This window comes from Streptomyces sp. NPDC029014, from assembly GCF_055564695.1.
This window is the reverse complement of the sequence record NZ_JBVHVT010000007.1, coordinates 17,696-38,500: the sequence shown is the minus strand read 5'-3', so window position 1 is coordinate 38,500 and position 20,805 is coordinate 17,696. Positions and strand designations below refer to the sequence as shown.

Annotated in this window: 16 protein-coding genes; 9 read left to right on the top strand and 7 right to left on the bottom strand. The window is 73.2% G+C overall.

The window, feature by feature from the left end; all coding sequences use genetic code 11:
- Positions 1-11 precede the first annotated feature (11 nt).
- From ACZ4VL_RS05610 to lanKC, 4 genes are all read right to left on the bottom strand, one after another.
- Entirely contained in the window at positions 12-1,790 is a 1,779-nt protein-coding gene (locus tag ACZ4VL_RS05610; protein WP_468196219.1) for an ATP-binding cassette domain-containing protein, read from the bottom strand.
- Positions 1,787-3,562, bottom strand: a complete 1,776-nt coding sequence (locus ACZ4VL_RS05605; protein ID WP_468196216.1) for an ATP-binding cassette domain-containing protein — start codon at positions 3,560-3,562, stop codon at positions 1,787-1,789. The genes ACZ4VL_RS05610 and ACZ4VL_RS05605 overlap by 4 nt, the downstream gene beginning before the upstream one ends.
- 68 nt (positions 3,563-3,630) lie before the next feature.
- Positions 3,631-3,768, bottom strand: coding sequence for a SapB/AmfS family lanthipeptide (locus tag ACZ4VL_RS05600; protein WP_403672069.1), 138 nt, complete (start codon positions 3,766-3,768; stop codon positions 3,631-3,633).
- Positions 3,765-6,593 carry a class III lanthionine synthetase LanKC gene (gene lanKC, locus ACZ4VL_RS05595; protein WP_468196214.1) on the bottom strand — a complete coding sequence of 943 codons (2,829 nt, stop codon included), beginning with the start codon at positions 6,591-6,593 and terminating at the stop codon, positions 3,765-3,767. The genes ACZ4VL_RS05600 and lanKC overlap by 4 nt, the downstream gene beginning before the upstream one ends.
- A 472-nt stretch (positions 6,594-7,065) precedes the next feature.
- On the opposite strand from lanKC, the gene ACZ4VL_RS05590 reads away from it, so the two are divergent.
- The 9 genes from ACZ4VL_RS05590 to ACZ4VL_RS05550 all read left to right on the top strand — a co-directional run bounded on the left by ACZ4VL_RS05590 (position 7,066) and on the right by ACZ4VL_RS05550 (position 18,181).
- Positions 7,066-7,491 carry a subtilase-type protease inhibitor gene (locus tag ACZ4VL_RS05590; RefSeq protein WP_468196211.1) on the top strand — a complete coding sequence of 142 codons (426 nt, stop codon included), beginning with the start codon at positions 7,066-7,068 and terminating at the stop codon, positions 7,489-7,491.
- A gap of 282 nt (positions 7,492-7,773) precedes the next feature.
- Complete coding sequence (locus tag ACZ4VL_RS05585) at positions 7,774-8,232, top strand: hypothetical protein (protein WP_468196209.1); 459 nt, start codon at positions 7,774-7,776, stop codon at positions 8,230-8,232.
- Between the two features lie 397 nt (positions 8,233-8,629).
- Positions 8,630-9,385 carry a restriction endonuclease gene (locus ACZ4VL_RS05580; protein WP_468196207.1) on the top strand — a complete coding sequence of 252 codons (756 nt, stop codon included), beginning with the start codon at positions 8,630-8,632 and terminating at the stop codon, positions 9,383-9,385.
- Between the two features lie 812 nt (positions 9,386-10,197).
- Positions 10,198-12,003: a bifunctional phosphatase PAP2/diacylglycerol kinase family protein gene (locus tag ACZ4VL_RS05575; protein WP_468196204.1), complete on the top strand. Its 1,806-nt coding sequence runs from the start codon at positions 10,198-10,200 to the stop codon at positions 12,001-12,003.
- Between the two features lie 41 nt (positions 12,004-12,044).
- On the top strand, positions 12,045-13,028 hold the full coding sequence (locus tag ACZ4VL_RS05570; RefSeq protein ID WP_468196202.1) for a YihY/virulence factor BrkB family protein: 984 nt from the start codon (positions 12,045-12,047) through the stop codon (positions 13,026-13,028).
- Between the two features lie 80 nt (positions 13,029-13,108).
- On the top strand, positions 13,109-13,921 hold the full coding sequence (locus ACZ4VL_RS05565) for a phosphatase PAP2 family protein (protein ID WP_468196200.1): 813 nt from the start codon (positions 13,109-13,111) through the stop codon (positions 13,919-13,921).
- Positions 13,922-14,905: 984 nt separating this feature from the next.
- Positions 14,906-15,451 carry a hypothetical protein gene (locus tag ACZ4VL_RS05560; RefSeq protein ID WP_468196196.1) on the top strand — a complete coding sequence of 182 codons (546 nt, stop codon included), beginning with the start codon at positions 14,906-14,908 and terminating at the stop codon, positions 15,449-15,451.
- 323 nt (positions 15,452-15,774) lie between these two features.
- Positions 15,775-16,410: a hypothetical protein gene (locus ACZ4VL_RS05555; RefSeq protein WP_468196194.1), complete on the top strand. Its 636-nt coding sequence runs from the start codon at positions 15,775-15,777 to the stop codon at positions 16,408-16,410.
- An 868-nt stretch (positions 16,411-17,278) separates the two neighbouring features.
- Entirely contained in the window at positions 17,279-18,181 is a 903-nt protein-coding gene (locus tag ACZ4VL_RS05550) for an aminotransferase class IV (protein ID WP_468196192.1), read from the top strand.
- Here the strand turns inward: ACZ4VL_RS05550 and ACZ4VL_RS05545 are convergent.
- The 3 genes from ACZ4VL_RS05545 to ACZ4VL_RS05535 all read right to left on the bottom strand — a co-directional run bounded on the left by ACZ4VL_RS05545 (position 18,153) and on the right by ACZ4VL_RS05535 (position 20,543).
- On the bottom strand, positions 18,153-18,446 hold the full coding sequence (locus ACZ4VL_RS05545; protein ID WP_468196190.1) for a hypothetical protein: 294 nt from the start codon (positions 18,444-18,446) through the stop codon (positions 18,153-18,155). The two genes, ACZ4VL_RS05550 and ACZ4VL_RS05545, sit on opposite strands and share 29 nt — an antisense overlap.
- 159 nt (positions 18,447-18,605) lie before the next feature.
- Positions 18,606-19,430 carry a DODA-type extradiol aromatic ring-opening family dioxygenase gene (locus tag ACZ4VL_RS05540; protein WP_452937098.1) on the bottom strand — a complete coding sequence of 275 codons (825 nt, stop codon included), beginning with the start codon at positions 19,428-19,430 and terminating at the stop codon, positions 18,606-18,608.
- Between the two features lie 6 nt (positions 19,431-19,436).
- Entirely contained in the window at positions 19,437-20,543 is a 1,107-nt protein-coding gene (locus ACZ4VL_RS05535; RefSeq protein WP_468196187.1) for a Gfo/Idh/MocA family protein, read from the bottom strand.
- Positions 20,544-20,805: the final 262 nt, after the last annotated feature.

Here is a 20,805-nt window from a genome sequence, read left to right as displayed (position 1 = left end):
CACCGGCCCGTTCACCCCTGCGCGTCCCACCCTCCCACGAGGTCGCGGTAGAGGGGCGAGCGGGCCGGGAGGTCGGCGTGCGTGCCGTGGACCGCGCGGGTGCCGTCGAGGACGAGGACCCGGTCGGCGCGGGCCGCCGAGGAGATGCGGTGGGCCACCACGACGAGGGTTCCCGGGCGTCGGGCGAGCGCCCGTTCGGCGCGCTCCTCGGCCTCCGGGTCGAGGTGGCAGGTGGCCTCGTCGAGCAGCAGCAGCGGCGCGGGGGAGAGGTACGCGGCCGCGAGGGCCAGCTGCTGGCGCTCGCCCTGGGACAGCCGGGACGGCTCGACCGGCGCGTCCGGGCCTCCCAGCCGGTCCACCAGCCCGTCCACGCCGAGGGCGGACAGGGCGCGTTCCAGCCGCTCGTCCGGCACCGGCCCCGGGGACAGGTGGCCGAGGTTCTCCCGGACGGAGCCCGTGAAGACGTAGGCCTGCTGCGGCAGCAGGGTCCGCCGGGGGTCCGGGCCCCGGGCGGGACGGCGGCCGGCCGGGGCACCGGCCAGCAGTACGGTGCCCCGGTCGGGTAGCAGGAGCCCGGCCAGGAGCGCGGTCAGGGTGGACTTGCCGATGCCGCTCGGTCCGACGACGGCGAGGTGCTCCCCCTCGCGCAAGGCGAGGTCCAGGCCGTCGATCACCGGCTGGGCGTGGGGGCCGTACGCGAAGCGCACCCGGCGCAGCTCGGCCGCGGGAACCGGGACGCCGGCCGCCGGTCCCGGACCGGGCTGCCGCGCTCCCGGCGACGGCTGAGGCGGTTCCGTACGGGGGGCGGGCACCGGCCCCCGGGCCTGCCGGGGCGGGCAGAACCGGTCCAGCACCACCAGGAGGCGGGTCCCCGCGGCGCCGAGGGCGCCCATCAGGGCATCGAGTGCGGGCAGCAGCGACTGGACCAGGTAGGTGAGGGCGGCGGCCAGCGCGCCCGCGCTCAGCCCGCGGCCGATCAGCCAGGGCGCCGCCAGCAGCAGTACGACGACGGGCAAGCGGCCCGCCACCCCGAGGGCCGTCGTGCGCACGGCGGCCCAGCGGGCGAGCCGCCGGGTCAGCCGTTCCTGGTCGGCGATCAACGACTCCAGGCGGCTGCCCGCCTCGGCCCCGGCTCCGCAGGCGACCACGTCGCGCAGGCCCGCCGCGAGCTCGCCGGCCCGCGCGGCCAGGGCCTCGTCGGTGTCCAGTACCCTCCTCTGCACCCGCGCCATGGGGCGCAGGGTGACCAGGAAGCCGGCCGTCCCCACCAGCAGCGGCGGCAGGACGAACAACAGCAGCACCGGCGCGAGCGCGGCCATCCCGGCCAGTGCGCCCGCCGCGGTGAAGACGAAGGAACGGGCGACGAGGACCAGCCCCGCGAAGGAGTCGCGGGCCATCTCGGTCTGCTGGGTGAGGCGGGAAACGGCCCCGGAACGGGCGGCCCGCGCCGGATCGGCGGCGGCGCCCTCCAGCGCCTGCCGTACGGCCCGGCGGACCAGACCGTCCCGCAGCGGTTCGACGAGGTCCGCAAGTCCCGCGAACACCCCCCGCAGGGCCAGCCCGCCCAGGAGGGCGCCGGCCCCGGCGACGGCGAGCCAGCCCAGGCCCGTTGCGGGCCGGGCGGCCAGGAAGCCGTCGTCGAGGGCGCGGGCCACCGCGTAGCCGCCGAGGAAAGTGTGTGCGGACTCCAGCAGGGACCACAGGGCGAGGGTGCCCAGCGTCCGGGCCCGCCCGCGCAGGAAGCGCCGTCCCTCGGCTCCGACCCGCCCCCAGGCGCCGTGCCCGTTCACCGCGCCGCCTCCCACGCCGTCGGCCCGTCGGCCCGCTCGCCGGCGGGTTCCCCGCCGGCCCCGAACACCGCGCGGTAGGCGGGGTCCCGCCACAGCCCGGCGTGCGTCCCGGTCGCCCGCACCCTGCCCTCCTCCAGCCATACGACGAGGTCGGCGCGGGCGGCCGTGGAAGCGCGGTGGGTGACGACGAGGCGCGTCCCGGCCCGCACGCCATGCGCCAGGGCCCGCTCCACCTGGCGGGCGGTGACGGTGTCCAGGCTGGAGGTGGCGTCGTCCAGCACGAGCAGGCGGCCCGCGTGGCAGAACGCCCGAGCCAGACCGAGCCGTTGCAGTTCCCCGCCGGACATCGGGGCCTCGTCGAGCGGCGTCCGGTAGCCGTCGGGCAGGCGGCGTACGAACGCGTCGGCGCCGGCTGCCCGGGCGGCGGCCCGCACGGCGTCCGGTCCGGGCTCCGGCGGCGCGCCGAACGCGATGGCCGCGCCGACGCTGTCCCCGAACAACGCTGGCCGCTCGAAGGCGTGGCCCACCTCCCGGCGCAGCGCTCCCGCGGTGAGTTCCTCGAGCGGGGTGCCGTCCAGCAGCACCTGGCCCGCGTCACAGGCGGTCAGGCGTCCGGCGACGGCGGCCAGCAGGGTCTTGCCGGAGCCCGAGCGGCCCACCACCGCGGTGGTGGCGCCGCCCGGTATCCGCAGGTCGACGTCGTGCAGGACGGCCCTGCCCGCCCGCTCGACGCGCACCCCGCGCAGTTCCAGGGCCCCGGGGCCGGCGGGGGCCTGCCGCCGCTCGCCCTGGGAGAGCTCCGGCAGGTCGAGCAGGGCCGCCGTGCGGTGGGCCGCGGCCCGGCCGCGCACCACCAAGGCCAGCCGGCCCGTGACGGCGCCGATGCCGGCGGCGAGGCCCGCGTAGCGGACGGCGGCGAGCAGGCCGCCGAGGCCGAGCGCCCCGGCCGCGAGCCGGAGGCCGCCCACCGCGAGGACCACGTACAGCAGGAGGGGCATCAGCGTGCCGGTACGGGCGGTGGCCGCGCCGTAGATCCGCCACATCCTCCGCCCCTCGCGACCCAGTTCCGGCAGGTGCGCGAGGACCCGGGCGGCCTCCCGCTCCGCGGTGCCCGCAGCGGCGATGGTGCGGGCCCCGGCCAGGGCCTCGGCGAGGCATCCGGCCATGGCGAGCTGCACCTCCTGGTACCGGCCGACGCTGGCCCCCGACGCGCGCGCGAACGTCCCCAGCAGCAGGGCCAGCAACGGTAGTCCGACCAGGAAGGCCACGCCGGTCCAGACATCGACGAGGAACAGGGCCGCCAGTCCGCCGAGCGGCGGCAGCAGGGCCGTCGCGGTCGTGGCGACGGCCGCGGGAACGGTTCCGGCGCCGGCGGCGTGGGCCGTGAGCCGGGCCGAGACTTCCCCGGGGGCGTGGCGCTGCGCGTGGTGTGGCGCGGTGCGCAGCAGGGCCGTGAGCCCGCGCCGCCGCAGCCAGGCGGCGGAGCGGGCGTCGACGCTGCCGGTGAGCCGCGTGGTCGTAGCGTCGAGCAGTACTTCCGTCAGAGTCAGCACCGCGCACAGCAGGGCCCACCGGGTGCCCGCCGGGTCGCGGCGCAGGAGCAGGTCGAGGCAGTGGCCGAGGACGGCGGGTTCGGCGAGGGCGGCGCAGGCGGCGGCCAGCGAGCAGCCGAACACGGCGGCGGTCCGGCCGGCGCTGTGCCGCGCAGCCGCCCGCAGCGCCCGGTCGGCACTGCGCGCGGCCGCCGCCCCGGGGTCGTCGGTCGGGGTCATCGGCGGCGGCTCCTCCGGGACGGGGTGCGGGCCCGGGCGGCATGCCGCCCGGGCCCGAAGGGACCTGATCAGTTACAGGTGGTGATGCTCAGGCTGCTGTCGCCGCACAGGAGCAGGCTGGCGCGGCTGCCTCCGCCGGTGAGGTGCGCGGCCTCGGTGGTCTCTTCCTTGGGGGTTTCCATCGACTGCAGGTCGAGAAGGGTCATGACTGATTCCTCTCATTCGCTGGGGTGTTCCGATGGGTTACGGCCCCCCGGTGGGGGACCGGCTCTGGGGCCGCCGCGGAGCGCGGCGGCGGCAGGAACGGCAGGTGCGCCCGCCCGCCGGTCGCGGCGCTGCCCAGGGCGAGCAGCACGCCGGCGGTGCCGGTGGAGAGGTCCATGGACAGGCGCATCATCTGCTCGCCCGGGAAGGCGAGTCGTCCCTGGTAGGGGACCGCGTGGCGGGCCAGTGCCCCGATCTGCCGGGCGATGTCGCCGGCCGCCGTGCCGAGGCCGGGTGTGGTGGTCCGGGACAGGTAGAGGATCATGCCGGCGGCTCCGCGGAAGAGGCCGGGCTGGGCGTAGAAGGTCGCCTGGGCGGCCTGGACGATCCCGGTCCGCGCTTGTTCGAAGCGGTCGTCCGCCGCGTGCTCCAGCCAGTCGTCGAGCACCATCCCGATGCCGACGCTGCCGGCGCCGAGGTAGGGCATGGTCCGCCAGCCCTCGTCCACTTGGAGGGTGCCGAAGGCGCTCGTCACGCAGCGGTCCAGGTCCTGGTGCAGGAAGCGGGCGGCGCGTCGGAGCAGTTCGGGATCGCCGGTGCGCTCGTAGAGGCGCAGGTGGAGCAGGGCGATGCCGGTGTGGCCGTAGAGCAGCCCCGCCCGCTTCAGCCCGGCGGCGGCAGCTTCGGACGCCAGGTCGGCGCAGCGCAGGGCGGCGGTGTGCAGGGCGTGCTCCCCGGTGGCCGTGCCGAGGGCGTCCAGGGCGAGCCCGATGCCGGCGAGGCCGCTGTGCAGGTCGGGGCCCGCGGACTGCCACGGCTGGTCGAGGAGGCGCTCCGCGAGGGCGGTCGCGCGGTCGCGGTGGCCGAGCCGGTCGTGGGTCCAGGCCAGTCCGGCGAGGCCGTCGTAGAAGCCCAGCGGAGTGCCGGAGGCCGGGTCTTTCGTCCGGTCCAGCAGCCAATCCTCGGCTTGGGGCCAGGGCGCGGCGCCCGTTTCGGCGAGCGCGTACAGGACGCCGGCGGCCCCGTGGCCGAAGGCGACTCCGCCGCCGGCGGTGGCGAACTGCGCCGGGTCCCCGGGCAGGAGCCGGTCCTCGCGGTGGGGAGTGGCCGCGGCGTGGAGGGCCGCGGTCATGGATGCGCGGGCGGCCGGCCAGTCACCCGGGTCGGCGGGCAGGTAGGGACGCGCGGGGGCGGGTGGCGCGCCGTCGGGGGTGGCCGCGGGTCCGGCGACCGGTGCGGCCGCGGGTACGGGTGCGGGTGCGGCCGCGGGTACTGGGGCAGGTCCGGCCGCGGGTGCGGGCGCAGGTACGGCCACGGGTACGGCTCTGGATCGGTCTCCGGCGGGTCCGGCTCCGGTGCGGGTCCCCCCTTCGGCGCCGACGTCGGACCCGTCTTCCTCCGTGGTCCCGGCGTCGGCGAGGATCTCCCGTACGGCCTCGTCGAGGAAGGACCGGGGAACGGGGAACTGCTCCGCCGCGATGTCCGCGAGGTGTGCCGCCTTGGCCCGGTCCATCACGAGCAGGCTCGTCAGCGGCATGAACAGGGCGAGGCGGAGACAGGCCAGGGCGTAGCGGTCGACGGCGAAGCCGCGCCGGTCGGGCGGTGCCACGTACGCCGGGTTGGCGACCGTCTGGCGCAGGCCCTCGTCGACGTGCGCGGCGGCCTCGAAGTCGAGGAGGGCGACGGACGGTTCGCCCGTATCCGGGTCCTCCGCAACCATGATGTTGAAGAGGTGGAGGTCGTTGAAGACGATGCCGCGGGAGTGGACGGCCTCGACGGCCTCGGTCACCCGCGCGTGGATCTTCAGGGCCCAGTCGGTGTAGGCGGCGAGCTCGGCGGGGGCGGGGTCGGCCTCGATCAGGGGGTGGCGGCGGGCGAAGTAGGTGTTCAGGGGCCTGCCGTCGAGGTACTGGAGCGCGAGGAAGTGGTGGTCGCCGACGGTGAAAGTGCCGCGGACGGAGGGGACGCAGTCCAGCCCGTCGAGCTGTTCCAGGGCCCGGCGCTCCCGGTGCAGCCGCGTCACGGCGTCCGCCCCGTCGGCGGCGAGCCCGGCGAACGGGCGGCCCTCCTTGAGGACGACCGGCTCGCCGGTACGGGTGTCGCGCCCCGCGTAGACCCCGCCGCCGTTGGAGAAGTGCAGGGCCCGCTCCACGGTGTACGGGACGCCCTCCAGCGTGACGGCCGAGCGGCGCTCCAGGTGGGGACGCAGGAAGTCGGGGAATTCGACCCAGGCGGGCGGCTGGAACACCGGTCCCCGCGCGTCCGGCACCAGGCGACCGCCGGGCGCCTCGACCGCCGGGACCAGCTCGCCGGCGTCGTCGTAGCAGTGCCGCAGCGTGAAGCTGCCGTAGCGCAGGTGGACCGGGCCGTCGTTCCAGCGCAAGTCGCTGAGGATGTACGGGCCGGGCTCGCCTGCCAGCAGGGCGTCGAGGTCCTCGGCAATGCGCCGGCAGCCGTCCGTGTCCGCGGGGTAGACGGTGAGGAACTTCCCGCTCGCCGCACGGTCGGCGTACTTGGCGTTGCGCAGGTGAAGCAGGTACCGGCTGGGCACGAACTTGAAGGCGACGCCCCGCTCCACGCAGTAGGCGTGTACCTTGCCGAGGACCGCCTCCGCGTTGCCCAGCCCGGCCGAGACGTGGATCTTCCAGCCCTGGGAGGGCAGTCGCAGGCCGAGGGGGCGCAGGGCGAGCCAGTCGCCGCTGCGGTGCGAGGTCCACCCCTCGGGTACGGGGGCCAGGGCGGCCGGGAAGCTCTCGCCGACCCGCCGGTACGGCGCGTCGTAGAACCAGCGGTCGGCGTCGCAGAACGCCGCGTGCCCCTTGCTCACACCTGCTCCCTCGGTCGGTGACGCGGTCCAAGGTGTCACGGCGTGGAGCCCCGGCAACAGTCGCGTTTGTCACCAGCTCGACGTGCACTACGCACGGTTCGCACCTGGGTCGGAACCGGCCCTGTTAACAACGCTCGTGATCAATACAGCTAGCGGCCGCCGCGGTCTTCCGGCGACTTCGGACCCCGGCCCACCGCATCGATCCGGTCACCCTGGCGGGCTCTCCCGTGCACCGGGCCCGGCCGCCACCAGCGCGGGGACTCCGGAGGGAAGCGCAGCCGGGCGGGCCGGCCGCGCCCGCACCCGGCGGGAGCTGTGCGAAGCCGGGATCGTCCGGAATACGCACTACCTGTCCGTAAGTCGACCGTCGATGTGCGGGCCGCCTTCGCACCTGTCAGGGTCGAGGTAAGTCCACCGCCACATAGAAGATGTGACGGTCCCTTGTGCCTTCGAATCGAAAGCGAGTGTTGTCATGCGCCCCCGCTTAGCCGCAGTCTCCGCCGCCGCACTCCTCTGCCTCGCCGGTGCTACGGGCGCGGCCGAGGCGGCGCCCGCGAGCCTGTACGCCCCGTCCGCCGTGGTCCTCACCATCACTCAGGGGGACGACGCGGGCACGGGCACCGTCCTGCGGGCGACGGTCCTCAACTGCGCCTACACCGCCGAGGGCACACACCCCGACCCGCGGGCGGCGTGCGACGCCCTCAACGCCACCGACGGCGAACTCAACCGCCTCGTGGCCACGCAGACTCCGGGCCGGGCCTGCCCGCTGCACTACGACCCCGTCACCATCACGGCCGACGGCGTCTGGCGCGGCAGCCGCCTCGCGTGGAAGCACACGTTCTCCAACGGGTGCGCGATGTCCGCGGGCCTGAACGGCAACGCGCTCTACGCGTTCTGACGCGGGCCCCGTCCGCCACGTCCCCGTCACGGGACGGCGGACCGGACGCCCCGCGGACTGCCTACACGCAAGTGGCCCCGCCCCCATGTGGGGGCGGGGCCACCTGCACACCGCACGAAGCCTGACGAGCTACCAGCGGTACCAGGTCCGCTGCTGCCCCTGGGACGGGCAACGACGCCGATCAGCCACTGAATCCCCTCTTTCACCAGGTCAGCAGCACGGCTGCTGACGAGGAAACGCCACGAGGCCGGGCCGCGTCGACTGGGCATTTTCACCCCGCTCATGAAGGTGACCGTCATCGGATGCGGCTACCTCGGCGCCACCCACGCCGCCTGCATGGCCGAGCTCGGCCACGAGGTCCTGGGCATGGACTCCGACATCGACAAGGTCCACACCCTCAACTCCGGCAAGGCCCCGTTCTTCGAACGCGACCTCGACGGTCTCCTCGCCAAGCACACCACCTCCGGACGGCTCCGCTTCACGGCCTCCTACGGCGAGGCCGCCGAGATCGCCGACCTGCACTTCATCGGCGTCGGAACCCCGCCCCAGGCCGGCAGCGACGCCTACGACCTCACCCACCGCTTCGGCGCCGTCCGCCGCCTGGCCCCCGGCCTGACGACCCCGGCCGTCGTCGCGGTCAAGTCCACCGTCCCGGTCGGCACCGCACCCCGCGTCGCCGAGGTCCTGCGCGAGTACGCCCCCGCCGGGGACCTCGTCGAGGTCGCCTGGAACCCCAGGTAGCTGACCAGACGCGAGGCGACTGCCCGACGGGCGGCCGACGGGCGGCCGATGGGCGCACGCCGGCTCGTACCTCATCTGCCTGGCCGTGCAGGATCCGGACCGCACCCTGGTCGGCCCTGGCCGGCCTGGGATTCCGTCGCCGCGTGCGCAGCCCTGAGCCGGTACCGTGCGGTTTTCCCGCATGTCACGACCAGAACAGCCACGGGGTCGCTCTGATCGAGGACCCGGCGACGCAGCGGCCTGGCCCCAGTGGCCCGGGCTGGCGCTCGCGAAGTCCCGGTTTGGAATCCGTTCTCCCGGCCATACGAGCGGTCAACAGGCTTCGGCGCCCGCTGCGGCCCCGTTCCGGATGGGGGGACGGGAACTCCGGCGCTGCCGGGGGGAGAGGGGGACCCGTATGACCACACCCGAGGAGAACGGGGCCGTGTCCGTACGGGGCGCCGGACCCGCGCGGCGCCCCGGTCCGGGACGGGACGCGGTGCTCGCACTCGGTCTGTTCGGCACCGCCGTCGCGGGCGTGGCCGCCTTCGTGAAGGCCGTGCCGGCGGACGGCATCGGGCTCCCACTGGCCCCGATCGCCGCCTCGACCCTCCTGCTGCTCGGCGTACTCCTGGCGAAGTGGAGCCTTGCACCGGTTCGGCGCCGGCGCCGGAGGCGCACCCTGCGGGCCGAAGGGAGCGCGCAGGCACCCGCGGACCTCCCCGACATCGGGGGCGAGGCCCTCGACCACGCCGGGACCGACGCCGACGGGTTCGAGCACACCGTGGCGGCGCTGTGCGCCCGGGACGGTTGCACCTCGGTGGAGGTGGTCGGTGGCGCGGGCGATCTGGGCGCCGACGTCGTCGCGACGGCGGCGGACGGTCGGCGCGTGGTGATCCAGTGCAAGCACTACGCGCAGGGCCACCGGGTCGGCTCGCAGGACCTCCAGCGCTTCGGCGGGACCTGCTACGTGGTCCACGAGGCGGACGTCGCCGTGATCGTGACGACAAGCTCCTTCACTGCGCCCGCCGTCGAGTACGCCGACACCTGCGGGATCGTCCGTGTCGACGGCGAGGCGCTGGCGGCCTGGACGGAACAGCACACCCCTCCGCCTTGGGCGTCGGGCGCGGGCGCCCCGGCTCCCGGCCCCGTTCCGCCGACAGGTGCGGCATGACGGTCTGCGAGCGGGTCAACGGCGAGCGGGTCAACGGTAGGGGAAGCGGGGTGCGAGGGTGACCTGCGGCGCGCTGCGTTGAACCTGTAGCCGCCGGCGGCGGGGGAGCGAAAGGTGCGGATGCTGCCTGCGGGGCGAGCGACGGTCATGGGCCGGGTGCCGTCACCCCGGGCGGCCAGTGGGTGGTCCTGAGGGGGGCACTGGTTGGAGTCGCCTGCCCCGCTGACCGGCCCGTCGGATGGTCGGCTGGGGGAAGATGACGTGTGTGCGGCATGTGGGCGTCTTGCGTTCGAGCACGGCCGAACTCCAGACGGTGGGACGGCGGGATGCACGACTCGAGCATCCTGACCCACCGCCCCGCGGCGGGTGTCGTCCGCGCGGCCATATGCGGTGTGCTCACCCTGCCGCGTGCCCGAGCCCAGAAGGTGGTGGCCGACCTCCCCCACGTGTCCTTCTGGGACTCCTCGGCCTCAACGCCCCTCCTGGACGCCCGCAACCGCGCCACCGAACACCCTCAAGACCTCACTCCGCCGCACCCGGGAAGCAGGTCCTGCCCCTGCGGAACTGCTCGGAACCCTCGACCTGTTCAGCATCGTGCCAACGGCCCCCTCCTGAACCGGGCGGGCCCCGGGCCCGATGAGGCAGCCCCTGGTGCGCACGGTGTCTGGTATCCGGACAGGGGACCGGCTGGTGATCCGGAGGGGCATGGGCGGGAGCTCCCTTGCCCGCCGCATCGCCACGTGGTTGCGGCAGCCGGCCACGGTCGTGAACTGACACGCATGAGCGGCCCGCGGCACGGTTACACGCCCTCAATGAGATCTGAACGCAGCTGGCCCCCGGGACCGGGCCGCCTCTCCGCATTGTGGCTGCTGCCCCTGCAGACCGTACTCCTGGTCGCCGTGGGGCTGATGGTCACCGGTCCGCTGGCGGACCAGTGGCCCGTGTCGGCGGAAGACGGCATCAGCCGCGGCCTGGCCGCGCACCGCGGCGGACCCGCCACGCCCTTCTCGGACTGGTTGTCCCTGCTGGCCGGTACCCAGAGCGTCATCGCCCTCACCTTCCTCGCCGTGGCCGCGATGCTGGCGCTTTCGCGGGGGCGGTGGCTGCGGGAGGCGGTGTTCCTGGCCGGGGCGGTCGCCGCCCAGTCTGCGGTCTTCCTGCTGGTCACCATGGTGGTGGAACGGTCGCGTCCGCACGTGCCCCAACTGGACGCCGCCCCGCCGACCTCCAGCTTCCCGTCCGGGCACGTCGGCGCGTCGGTGGCCCTGTTCGGCGGCCTCGCCGTCCTCGCCGCGCTCCGTATGCGCGGCGAACGGCGATTGCTGCGGCATGCCCTGGTCACCGCCCTGGTTCTGATTCCGTTGCTCGTGGCGTTCTCCCGGGTCTACCGGGGGATGCACCACCCCTCCGACGTGGTGGGCGGCCTGCTCAACGGCGCGTGCATCCTGCTGGTCATGACGCACGCGCTGCTGCTGCCCGCCCGGCCGCGCCCGCCAGCCCATGCCGTCTTCGGTGCAGTCCCGGCGGGCTGCCTCCCAACGGAGAGCCTCCCGGCCGCCCGCGCCGCCTCCCACGACGGCGCGGCCCGACGGGCCGTGGTGGTCCGCCACCCGCACGGCTGCGGAGCGGAACTGGTCGAGTGCGTGCGGGACATCCTGCGCCACCACGGCTACGCCGACCAGACGTGGACGGCGACGTCCGCCGAACACGCCGCCGGCGGCCTCGGCGAGCGGATCGCCGAAGAGGACCCCGCCCTCGTCGTGGTCTGCGGCGGGGACGGCACCGTACGCGCCTGCGCCGACCTGCTGGCCGGCACGGGGATCCCGCTCGCAGTGGTGCCCTGTGGCACCGGCAACCTGCTGGCGCGCAACCTGCGGCTCCCCGCCGATCCGGCCGCCGCGCTGGAGGCGGCCCTGTCCGGGCAGACCGCGCGGATCGACGTGGGACGGGTCCGGGCCGACGGGTTCGGGTCGGGCCGCTTCACCGTCATGGCGGGAGCCGGTTTCGACGCCGCCATGGTCGGCGACGCCTCCGAACGGGTGAAGCAGCGCCTCGGCTGGGCCGCGTACGCCCTGTCCGCCGCCCGCCACCTCGGCGATCCCCGGATGCGCCTGTCGATCCGCCTGGACGGGGGCCCCGTACGGGAGCGCCGCGCCCGCATGGTCGTCATCGGTAACGTCGGCAGTCTGCAGGGCGGGCTGCCCCTGCTGCCCGACGCCCGGCCCGACAGTGGCCGGCTGGACGTGGTGCTGCTCGACCCTGGCGGGGTCCGTGGCTGGCTCGCGGCGGCGAAGCACCTGGGGGCGCGCATGCTGCCTGGCCGGGCGGAGCCCGGGCCCGGCGGCACGTACGGCACCGTGGCGGGCGGCGCGTTGGAGTACTTCAGCGCCGTACGCATCGACATCCGCTTCGCCCGGCCCCAGCCGCGCGAGCTCGACGGCGACGTCATCGGCGCCGGCACCCGGCTCAGCGCGGAGGTGGAACCGGGCGCGCTGCGCATCTGGCTCCCGCCGCGCACGCCGTACACACCGGGGGAGCAGGGGCATTCGGCCGTGGCCCGGGGCACCGCCGGGGACGCCGGTCGCTCCGAGCCGGCCCCGCACGCCCTCGGCTGCTGAGCCGGGTCATGGAGTAACGACTTCGACAGGGGGTGACGAGCATGGGAACCGCGACACGGGTACCGCAACGCCAGGACGTGGTGGCGGCGGCGCTGGCCGAGCCCGAGGTGGAGGGCGAGGAACTGTCCGCCGAGGAAGCCGTGGACGCGCTGCGGCGCCACGGCGGTTGGGGCCTCGTGCGGAATTCCTTCATCCGCTTCCGGTACGCCGACGGCTTCAGCCACTCCAGAGCGCTGGCCCTGCAGACCGTGCTGTCCATCGTCCCGTTGGCCATCGCGGTCATCGGACTGTCTGACACGCTGCACACCGAGGCCATCGGGCGGATAGCGGAGCTGACGATACGACGGCTGGCGAGCGGGCCGAGCCAGGACGTGGTGGACGACGCCCTGGAGCAGAGCCGGCACCAGCCCGGGGACGGAAGCCAGGCCGCCCTCTGGCTCGGTCTATTGTTTTCGATCGTGAACGTGACCACCGCCCTGTGCCAGGTGGAACGGGGTGCGAACCGCATCTACGGAACGGAACGCGACCGGCCGTTCCTGCACAAGTACACCCGAGGGTTGGTCATGTCCCTGCTCGCCGGCCTGCCGCTCGGGCTCAGCTTCACCTTCACCGTCCTCGGCGCTCACCTCAGCCGCGCCGTGGCCGACGTGTACCACCTCAGCCCGGTCACCCTCCACGCCTGGGACCTGCTGCGCTGGCCCGTGGGCATCCTGCTGGCCGTCTTCGCCACCAGCGCCATCTTCCGCCTCTCACCCCGCCGCACCCAGCCCGGCTACACCTGGCTGGCCTTCGGCGCGACGGTGTACCTGGTGCTGTGGCTGCTGGCGACGTGGGGGCTGAGCCTGTACGTCGGTGCCAACGGCTCGTTCGCCACGGTGTACGGGCCCCTCAGCGCCTTCGTCTCCCTGCTGCTGTGGTCCTACCTGACCTCCATGGCGCTGTTCCTGGGGCTGGCCTTCGCGGCGCAGTTGGAGGCCGTACGGGCCGGGGTGACCGAACCGGTCACGGAGGATCCCGGCGTCTGAACGCGCGACGTGCCCGGACACGCCCGGTACGGCAGCCCCTGGCGCGTGGCGGAGAACACCTGGAAGGAAGCACCACGACCATGGCACGCACGGCACGGCCCTCCACCCCGAGGCGCCTGCTCGCCCGACTCGCCTCCATCCGCTCGGGACCCGACACCCGGTTCGGCGCACGGCTGCTGACGACGGCGACCGCGACCGCCCTCGTATCCGTGCCCTTCGCGCTCGCCGTGGTGCTGGTCGAGTCGCAGTGGGCGCCGCTGAGCCGACTGGACCACGGGGCGGCCGAGCGGCTGCACACGGCGGCGCTGGAGCATCCCGGGTGGGTGCGGGTGCTCGACTTCCTGACCCACGTCGTGTGGGATCCGGTGACGATGCGGCTGCTCGTGGCGGTGCTGGTGGTGTGGCTCCTCGTGCGCGGCGCCGGACGGCTGGCCTTGTGGGCGGCCGTCACCGCGACGGCCGGCGGCTTGCTCGGCCTGCTGGTGAAGAACGTCGTCGCACGGGCCCGGCCCCACCTGCCCGAACCCGTCTCCCACGCGCCCGGGTTCTCCTTCCCCTCCGGACACGCCATGACGGCCACCACCTCCTGCGCGGTGCTGCTGCTGGCACTGCTGCCGCTGGTGCCCCGCCGCTGGCGTCCGCTGCCGTGGGCGCTCGCGGCGGTCTCGGTGGCGGGTGTCGGCTACACCCGCGTCGCGCTCGGTGTGCACTGGGTGAGCGACGTGGTGGCGGGCTGGCTGCTCGGGCTGGCCGTGGTGACGGCGACGACGCTGGCCTTCGAAGCCTGGCGCGCGGACGTCGGACGGCTCCGCACCACGCCCGCCCAGGGTCTGGAGCCGGAGATCCGCTCCGCACACCCCGAGCCGCCGCTGGGTCCCCCGGAGCGCCCCTGACCCCCCCCGCCGGCGACGCCCGCCTCCTGCTTGCCGGCACCCGAATGCCGCCGACCCCGCAAGACTCCTGGACGTGCTGGCACTCTGGCCCGCCCCGGACGCAGACGCCGCAGTCGGCTGGGCCGGCACGGATCTCCCCGGTGCCCGACTCCGTCCAAGGGGTGGTCGCTCCACCGCCCGAGGATGTGGTCTCGTACTTCCGTCTCACCCGCCCGCGCCGACTGGCGGTCACCGGCTCGCCGGGAGCGGGCAAGCCCGTGCTCACCTGGGATCCCATGCTGGCCCTCCTCGAGGAACGGGAGGAGGGGGACCCGGTCCCCGTGCGCCCGTCTCTGGCCGACTGGGACACTGCCGTCCCCCTGGCTGAGCGGCTTGTCGGCCACCTGAGGAGGTCTACGACTGGTCGGCCAAGATGGCTGGGGAGCTGGTCCGCCAACACCGGGTACTGCCGGTACTCGATGGGCTGGACGAGATGGACCCGACCGCGCCCGACGGTACGCCCTCCCCCAGCGCCCCGCGTGCGCTGGCCGCGCTGCGCGCTCTCAACGCCTACCAGGACGGCGGCGCTGCCGGGCCGGTGATTCTGACGTGCCGCACCCGCCATGATGAAGTCCTGGACACGGGCAGTCGGCTGCTCGACGCCGCTCCGCGTCGACATCGCCCGCATCACCCCACCTCTTGCCCGCGCCTACCTGCTCCAGCGTGCCGCCAACCCCGTCGCTGGCGACCGGTTCTGGACGTGTTGGACGCCGAGCCCCCCGGAGTGCTGGCCACCTGTCCGCGGACAGGAGTCCGGAGCCTCGTCTTGGTCCATCTGATGCCTATCCAGGCGGGGCCATCTTGGCATGTCCACATTTGAGAAGATGATCGCTCGAAGCGATGAAGTGCGGGTCGTGGCGGCGTCTGCCGCCTGGCCTGGGGAAAGGCGAGATGAGATTGCGTACGTGGACGCGCGCTGCAGCGGCAGCGGTGGGTGCTGTGACCGTGACCGCCCTCCTGGCCGGGTGCAATGGCCTTGGGGCGGCGAAGGGCAACAGCTCTCCATCGCCGCGTGCCGCCGCGGACACCAAGAAGACGTTCCGCCTGGGCGAGGCCAGTCCGGAGCAGGAGAGTCAGAAGCTGGACTCGCAGGACGCAAAGTTCACGGTGACACCGCTGGAGGTGCACACCGGTACCGAGGCGGACATGGAGAACTCCGGCCTGCAGAAGGACGACAAAGGCCCGCAGATCCCCGTCTTCGTGTGGTCGACGCTCACTCACAAGAGCGGCACGCCCATGAAGGTCGGTGACATGGACGGCGACCTGATGATCAGGACGGAGTCAGGTCTGAGGACGCGTGCCCTGATCGTCATGATGGGCAGTGCGAAGTGGGCCAACTGCCCTGCAACGCAGAGCGAAAAGACCCTGGGTCCGGGTCAGTCAGAGAAGATCTGCACGGCGTTCCTGATCCCGGCGGGCCAGAAGCCGGCCGCGGTCGAGGTCTTCCAGGGCTTCAACGCGGAACCAGCGCAGTGGCCGGTCAGCGGCTGAGCCGAGTGACGGGCCCGACTGCGGTCGCGTTCGCGGCGCCGGCGTCACCGCACCCCGACCCGGCCGCCAGGTGAGCCGGGAGGCGAGCCCCGGCCTCGGGACTGGTACAGCGGTTGCCTCTGAGAACGATCATGGTCCGATCGGCGCGAGTGTGCTGACGCGGTTCTCGGACTCCAGCAGCCGCTTCGTCAGCTGCTGGAGTAACCCGCCCTCGCCGGTCAACTACAGGCCCTCGGCCTGGGCGCCGACTCAGTGAGTGCTCCAGAATCTGCTGGGTACGGCTACTCATGCGTCGAGCAAGGGTGACGCCTACCGTCACATGCATGTTCAAGAGCCTCGCATCCCAAGCACGCGTCTCCAAGCGGTCCGTCCTGCATGCCGTCACCGGGCTCGTGATGGTGGCGCTGTCAGTCGTTGCCGTAGTGGCGGGGAACGCCATGTGGAACGGCGCGCCGTATCCTTCGGTCGACCCCGACGCGGTCGCACAACGGCTCAGGGCACGGTCCGATGAGGTGTACGAGGGCTTCGCGCTGCCCGAAAAGCACGCTGCGGAGTCGGGCAGGGGCGGTACCGGCGCCTGCTACTACCGCGGGCTGAGGAGCATCGCTCACATTGACGAGGCTCGAAGCGACGTCCGCAGCTTCGGTCTCGACTGGAGCGTGCCCGACGTCCCTGAAGCCACCGCCCGAGACGCGCAGCAGCGCCTGCGCCAACAGCTGGTGCAGAAGGGTTGGAAACTCACCCACGAAGGCGACCGTGCAGGCGTGTCCTTCCGCCAATTGGGCTTCCGGTTCGAAAACCCGGAAGACGGGGACCAGGTCGACGTGCAGTGGAACAACTCGACCACGACTTTGTTCATCAGCGTCTACGCCCCTTGTGGGCAGGTTCCCGACGAGTTCCTGGAGCACGACTGGGCTGGGGCGGAATGGCACCCGAAAGAGCGACCGACTGGGCCTTGAAGCCCTTCAGGGTCGATGCTGGCGTGGTGGTCGCTGGTGAGCATCACCACACCGGTGCACCAGGCGAGGGTGGAACGGTCGAGCAGACGGAGTTCCGCGAGGGTGCGCCCAGGACGCGATCGCGCGGTGCACCCGGCTTGGTCACGGGTTCAACGGTGGTGCGGGCGAGCGGGTGATCGTCAAAACTCTCGAGGAGGGACCGGAGAGCGCCACCCACTGGTCCACCGCTCGCTCGCCGAGGACTGATCCGCCACTGTCGTGACGCCGACCACATTCACCACCCAGCGTTTTAGGGCTCGGCCTCCCGCGCACGTCGTGGGGCCCCCATGCCGCCGCGCCCGGTCTCCTCGTGCTGAACTGGACTGCGGGCCGGGACGTTCCCCACCTGGTCCAGGCACCGCCGAACACCGCCACACCAGCCCACCACGATCAGCGAGGCCCGCTGCCTCCGCTGAAACGCGAGCGCCTGAAAGAAAGGGGGAGGCCGAAGACCGGCCCTCCCCCTCCGGCCGTCGCCGACCGGCGAGTGGGGTCTGCTCCCGCGGCTCCACCAGGGAGGCCGGACCCGGACCGTCCCGCGGTGTGGGGGAGTGGTACTGAGCCCGATCGAGGGCCCCGCCCCGACCCCTGACGGCACCGTCACCTTCCTGGATCGAGCCAGCCCCGCTCGGCGCCCGATCCTGGCCCGCTTCCTTCCTGCGCCGCACCAACCCCTCAAACTTGACTCGCATTGTGACCGCCTTGACAGTCATGACTGGAAAAATTTAGGATCCGGTCCAGGCTCTACGTGAGCTCGCGTTCAGTTTCGCCGAGAGGGGTACGTGTGTCTTCCGAATATGGGCGTTTGATTTGGCGCAACGGCACTTTCATGCCGTGGGAAGAAGCGACGGTCCACATCAGTTCCGTCGGGCACGCCTCGGTCTCCGCCGCTTTCGAAGGCGTACATTCCTACTGGAGCGGCACGCGCGGGACGCTGCACGGATTCCGGCTCCGTGATCACATGCAGCGGCTGCTGGACTCGCTCCGGCTGGGCTGGCTGGAGCCCGCGTTCGACGCGGACGCGCTCGTCGCGGCCACCGTCGAGCTGCTCGCTTCGTGGGGGACCAGCGGCAAGGACCTCTACGTGCGCCCGTGGGGCTTCGCCGGAGGGACGCACAAGGAGCAGATGGTGCCGCGCGGCACCCCGGCAGAGATCGCCATCGAGACCTGGGAGTTCGAGAGCAAGCTCGGCCGGGGACGCACCTGCACGCTCGCCGTCAGCTCCTGGCCCCGCTTCAACCCCGGGGCCTCACCGGCGTCGATGAAGGTGTTCTCGAACTACCACAACGGCAGGCTGGGCAACGTCGACGCCCGCGCCCGCGGCGCCGACTGGCCCGTTTTCCTCAACGGTGCGGGCAACGTCACCGAGTCGTCCGGCTCGTGCATCGCCCTGGTGAAGGGCGGCCGGATCATCACCCCGGACCTGGCCAGCGGCGTCCTGGACAGCATCACCCGCAAGACCCTGTTCCAGCTCGCCGAGGAGGAGCTCGGCCTGTCCGTCGAGGTCCGGCCCGTGGAGCGGACGGAGCTGTACCTCGCCGACGAGATCTTCCTGATGGGAACCGCGGCCGAGGTGCTGCCCGCCGTGGAGGTCGACGGCTTCGCCCTCGGTGACGGCAGGACCGCGGGAGAGATCACGCGGGCGCTGGAATCCTGCTACCACGACACGGTCCGAGCCGTCACCGGCAAGCACGACGAATGGCTCACGCCGGTTCCGGCGGCGGCACACTGAAGCGCGGTTCGGCCGTACGGATGCGAGCGGCGTAGAGCGCCGGGTCGAGGCCCAGTACGCGGAAGCCGGCCAGTCGTACGAGCAGCACCGGATGCGCCCCGCGGCGGTACAGGGCGGCGACGTCGCCCCGGAGCAGCTCGTCGCGCTCCTCCGCGGTCAGCGGACGGCGCGCGAGCTCCCGCCGCGGGTCCGTCCGCAGTCGTTCCAGGGTTCCCGGCTCGTGCGCGATGTCGTAGCAGAGTCGGTCGATCGCATGGACGCTCATCAGTGGGTCCTTTCGTCCTCTTCTTGACGTGTTCCTTCGTGCGGCCGTTCACGGCCCGCCCGCTCCTGTCCTCTTCCCCCGCCGCACATCTGCTCCTCGGCTCCGGAACGCGTCCACCGCGTTCCGGAGCCGCAGGCGTTGCACGTGCTGTGCGCCCGTTCAGGCGGGACCCCACGCTGCGAAGGCGTGCCCCTCGCCGTCCCGGTGGTCCATGTGGGCGACGGACAGGTCCGCGGCCATTTCGGCGGCCGCTATCCACGGCAGGATCTCGCCGGCGACCGTTCCGGCCTCTTCGATGCGCCGCTCCGTGGTCTCGGCCACGAGCCCGTCCAGATCACCACGGTGCAGCCGGTCGGCGACGGTACGGGCCCAGGTCGGCCTCGGCACGCCGTACAAGCGGTCGGGCAGCATGCGGGGGCCGCCCACCTCCAGCGAGAAGCTGCCGCTGGCGACGACGGCGATGCGACGGCCCGGCAGGTCCTCCAGGGCGTTGCGCAGCACCCGGCCGAGCCGTCTGCAGCGCTCGGCGGAGGGCCTGGGCGCCACCATGCCGTTCAGATACACGGGTACGACGGGCAGCCGGCGCGCGTTGAGGAAGTGCAGCGGCACCACGACGGAGTGGTCGACCGAGTGGCTGCGAAGGGCCACCGGGTCGAAGTCCTGCCGGACCAGTCCGCGGTGGAGCCGCGTCCCGACGCCCCCGTCGAGGGCGTACGAGGTGGGGGAGACGCCCGGGACGTCGTCGTTGGGGCCGCTGGCGCTGTCCCCGGTGGCGATGGCGAACGTCGGCCACATGTCGGGGGTGAAGGTGTTGATGTGGTCGCAGGTGAGAACGACGAGAACGTCGGCGTCCGCCCGTGCCACCACCTCGTCGACCGCCGCGTAGCGCCGCGCGAGCTCCGCCCCGGCGGCCGTGTCGGCGCGGGCCAGCGCGGGGAAGCCGGGGGTGTGCGGGACCCCGGCGACGGCGACGATGTCAGCCATCCTCCGTCACCCGCCCAGTGCCGTCGCCGCGGCCACCGTGGCGGCGTTCCTCGACACGGGCGCAGCCGTGGAGGCGCCGGGCGCCGTGCCCTCGGAACGGGCCGTGCGGTAGATGTCCCGGAGCAGCCGCAGGGTGCCGAGCCCCGCCGCGCCGTCGGCCGCCATGGTGCGCCCGTCGCGGATCGCGGCGGCGAAGTCGGCGATCTGTCGACGGTGCGAGATGCCGTAGTAGCCGATGCCGGCGGGGGCCGGTGCCTTCTGCGCGCCCACTTCGCGCGCCGCCGCCCGCAGGGCGTCGCCGCCCTCGGCGAGGTGCAGCGTCCCGGGGTGGTCCAGGTCGAAGAGGACCGAGCCCTCGGTGCCCACGAGTTCGATCCGGGTGCGCCAGGTGATGCTGCTGGCGACCGTGACCTGGTACGTCACCAGCGCCCCCTGCGGGCCCCGCAGGACGGCCGCCAGCGTGTCCTCCGTCTCCATGCCGCCCCGGGGTGCCGTGTGCCCGACGGCCGCGCCGACGACGGCGAGGCCGCCGGTGAGCCAGCGCGTCACGTCGAGGGCGTGGTAGCCCTGGTTGACCAGGGCGGAGCCGCCCTCGCCGGCGAAGGTGCCGCGCCAGTAGCTGTCGGCGTAGTAGGAGTCGTCACGGCCGCACTGGAGGCTGACGGTGCCGGACACGAGCTGCCCGAGGAGGCCGTCGGCCAACCAGTCGCGCACGGCGCGGACCACCGGGTCGTAGCGGTGCTGTGAGACGACCGACAGGACGCGGCCGGCGCGTTCGGCGAGAGCCGTCAGGGCGGCCCCTTCCTCGACGGTCATGGCCAGCGGCTTCTCGACCAGGACGTGTTTGCCCGCCTCCAGTGCTGCGGCGGCCAGCTCGTAGTGCTGGGCGTGGTCGACGGTGATGGAGACGCTGTCGACCACGGGGTCGGCCAGGACGTCCCGCACGTGCGAGGTCACCTGCGGCAGTCCGTACTCCCGGGCCAGGGCCCGGGCCCGGGAGAGGTCGCGATCGCACGCCCAGCGCAGTTCGGCGCCCGGTAGCGCGGAAAATCCGTCGACGTGGTTGGGCGCTACTCGCCCGCAGCCCACCACGCCATGAACGAGGGGTTTCACGGAGAACTCCTAGGTCTCGCGGTTGCCTGCCGGGCGGCAGCACGAAAAAGGCACACCAGGCGGGCTTCTTGCCTTAAGTCAATGTCACGCGACTTCTGAATGTCAATGTGCCCAGCTCTTCTCCGCGAACCTGGCTGAACGGTTTAGTGACTCAATTAGTGACTCTACTTGACAGGTGATCGTTGGAGCGGCTTGACTCTGCCTCGCCCGGCATGGGGACGCTGCCTCGAAGGCCGCCCCGGAGCTCCCGCAGAGCGTCTCC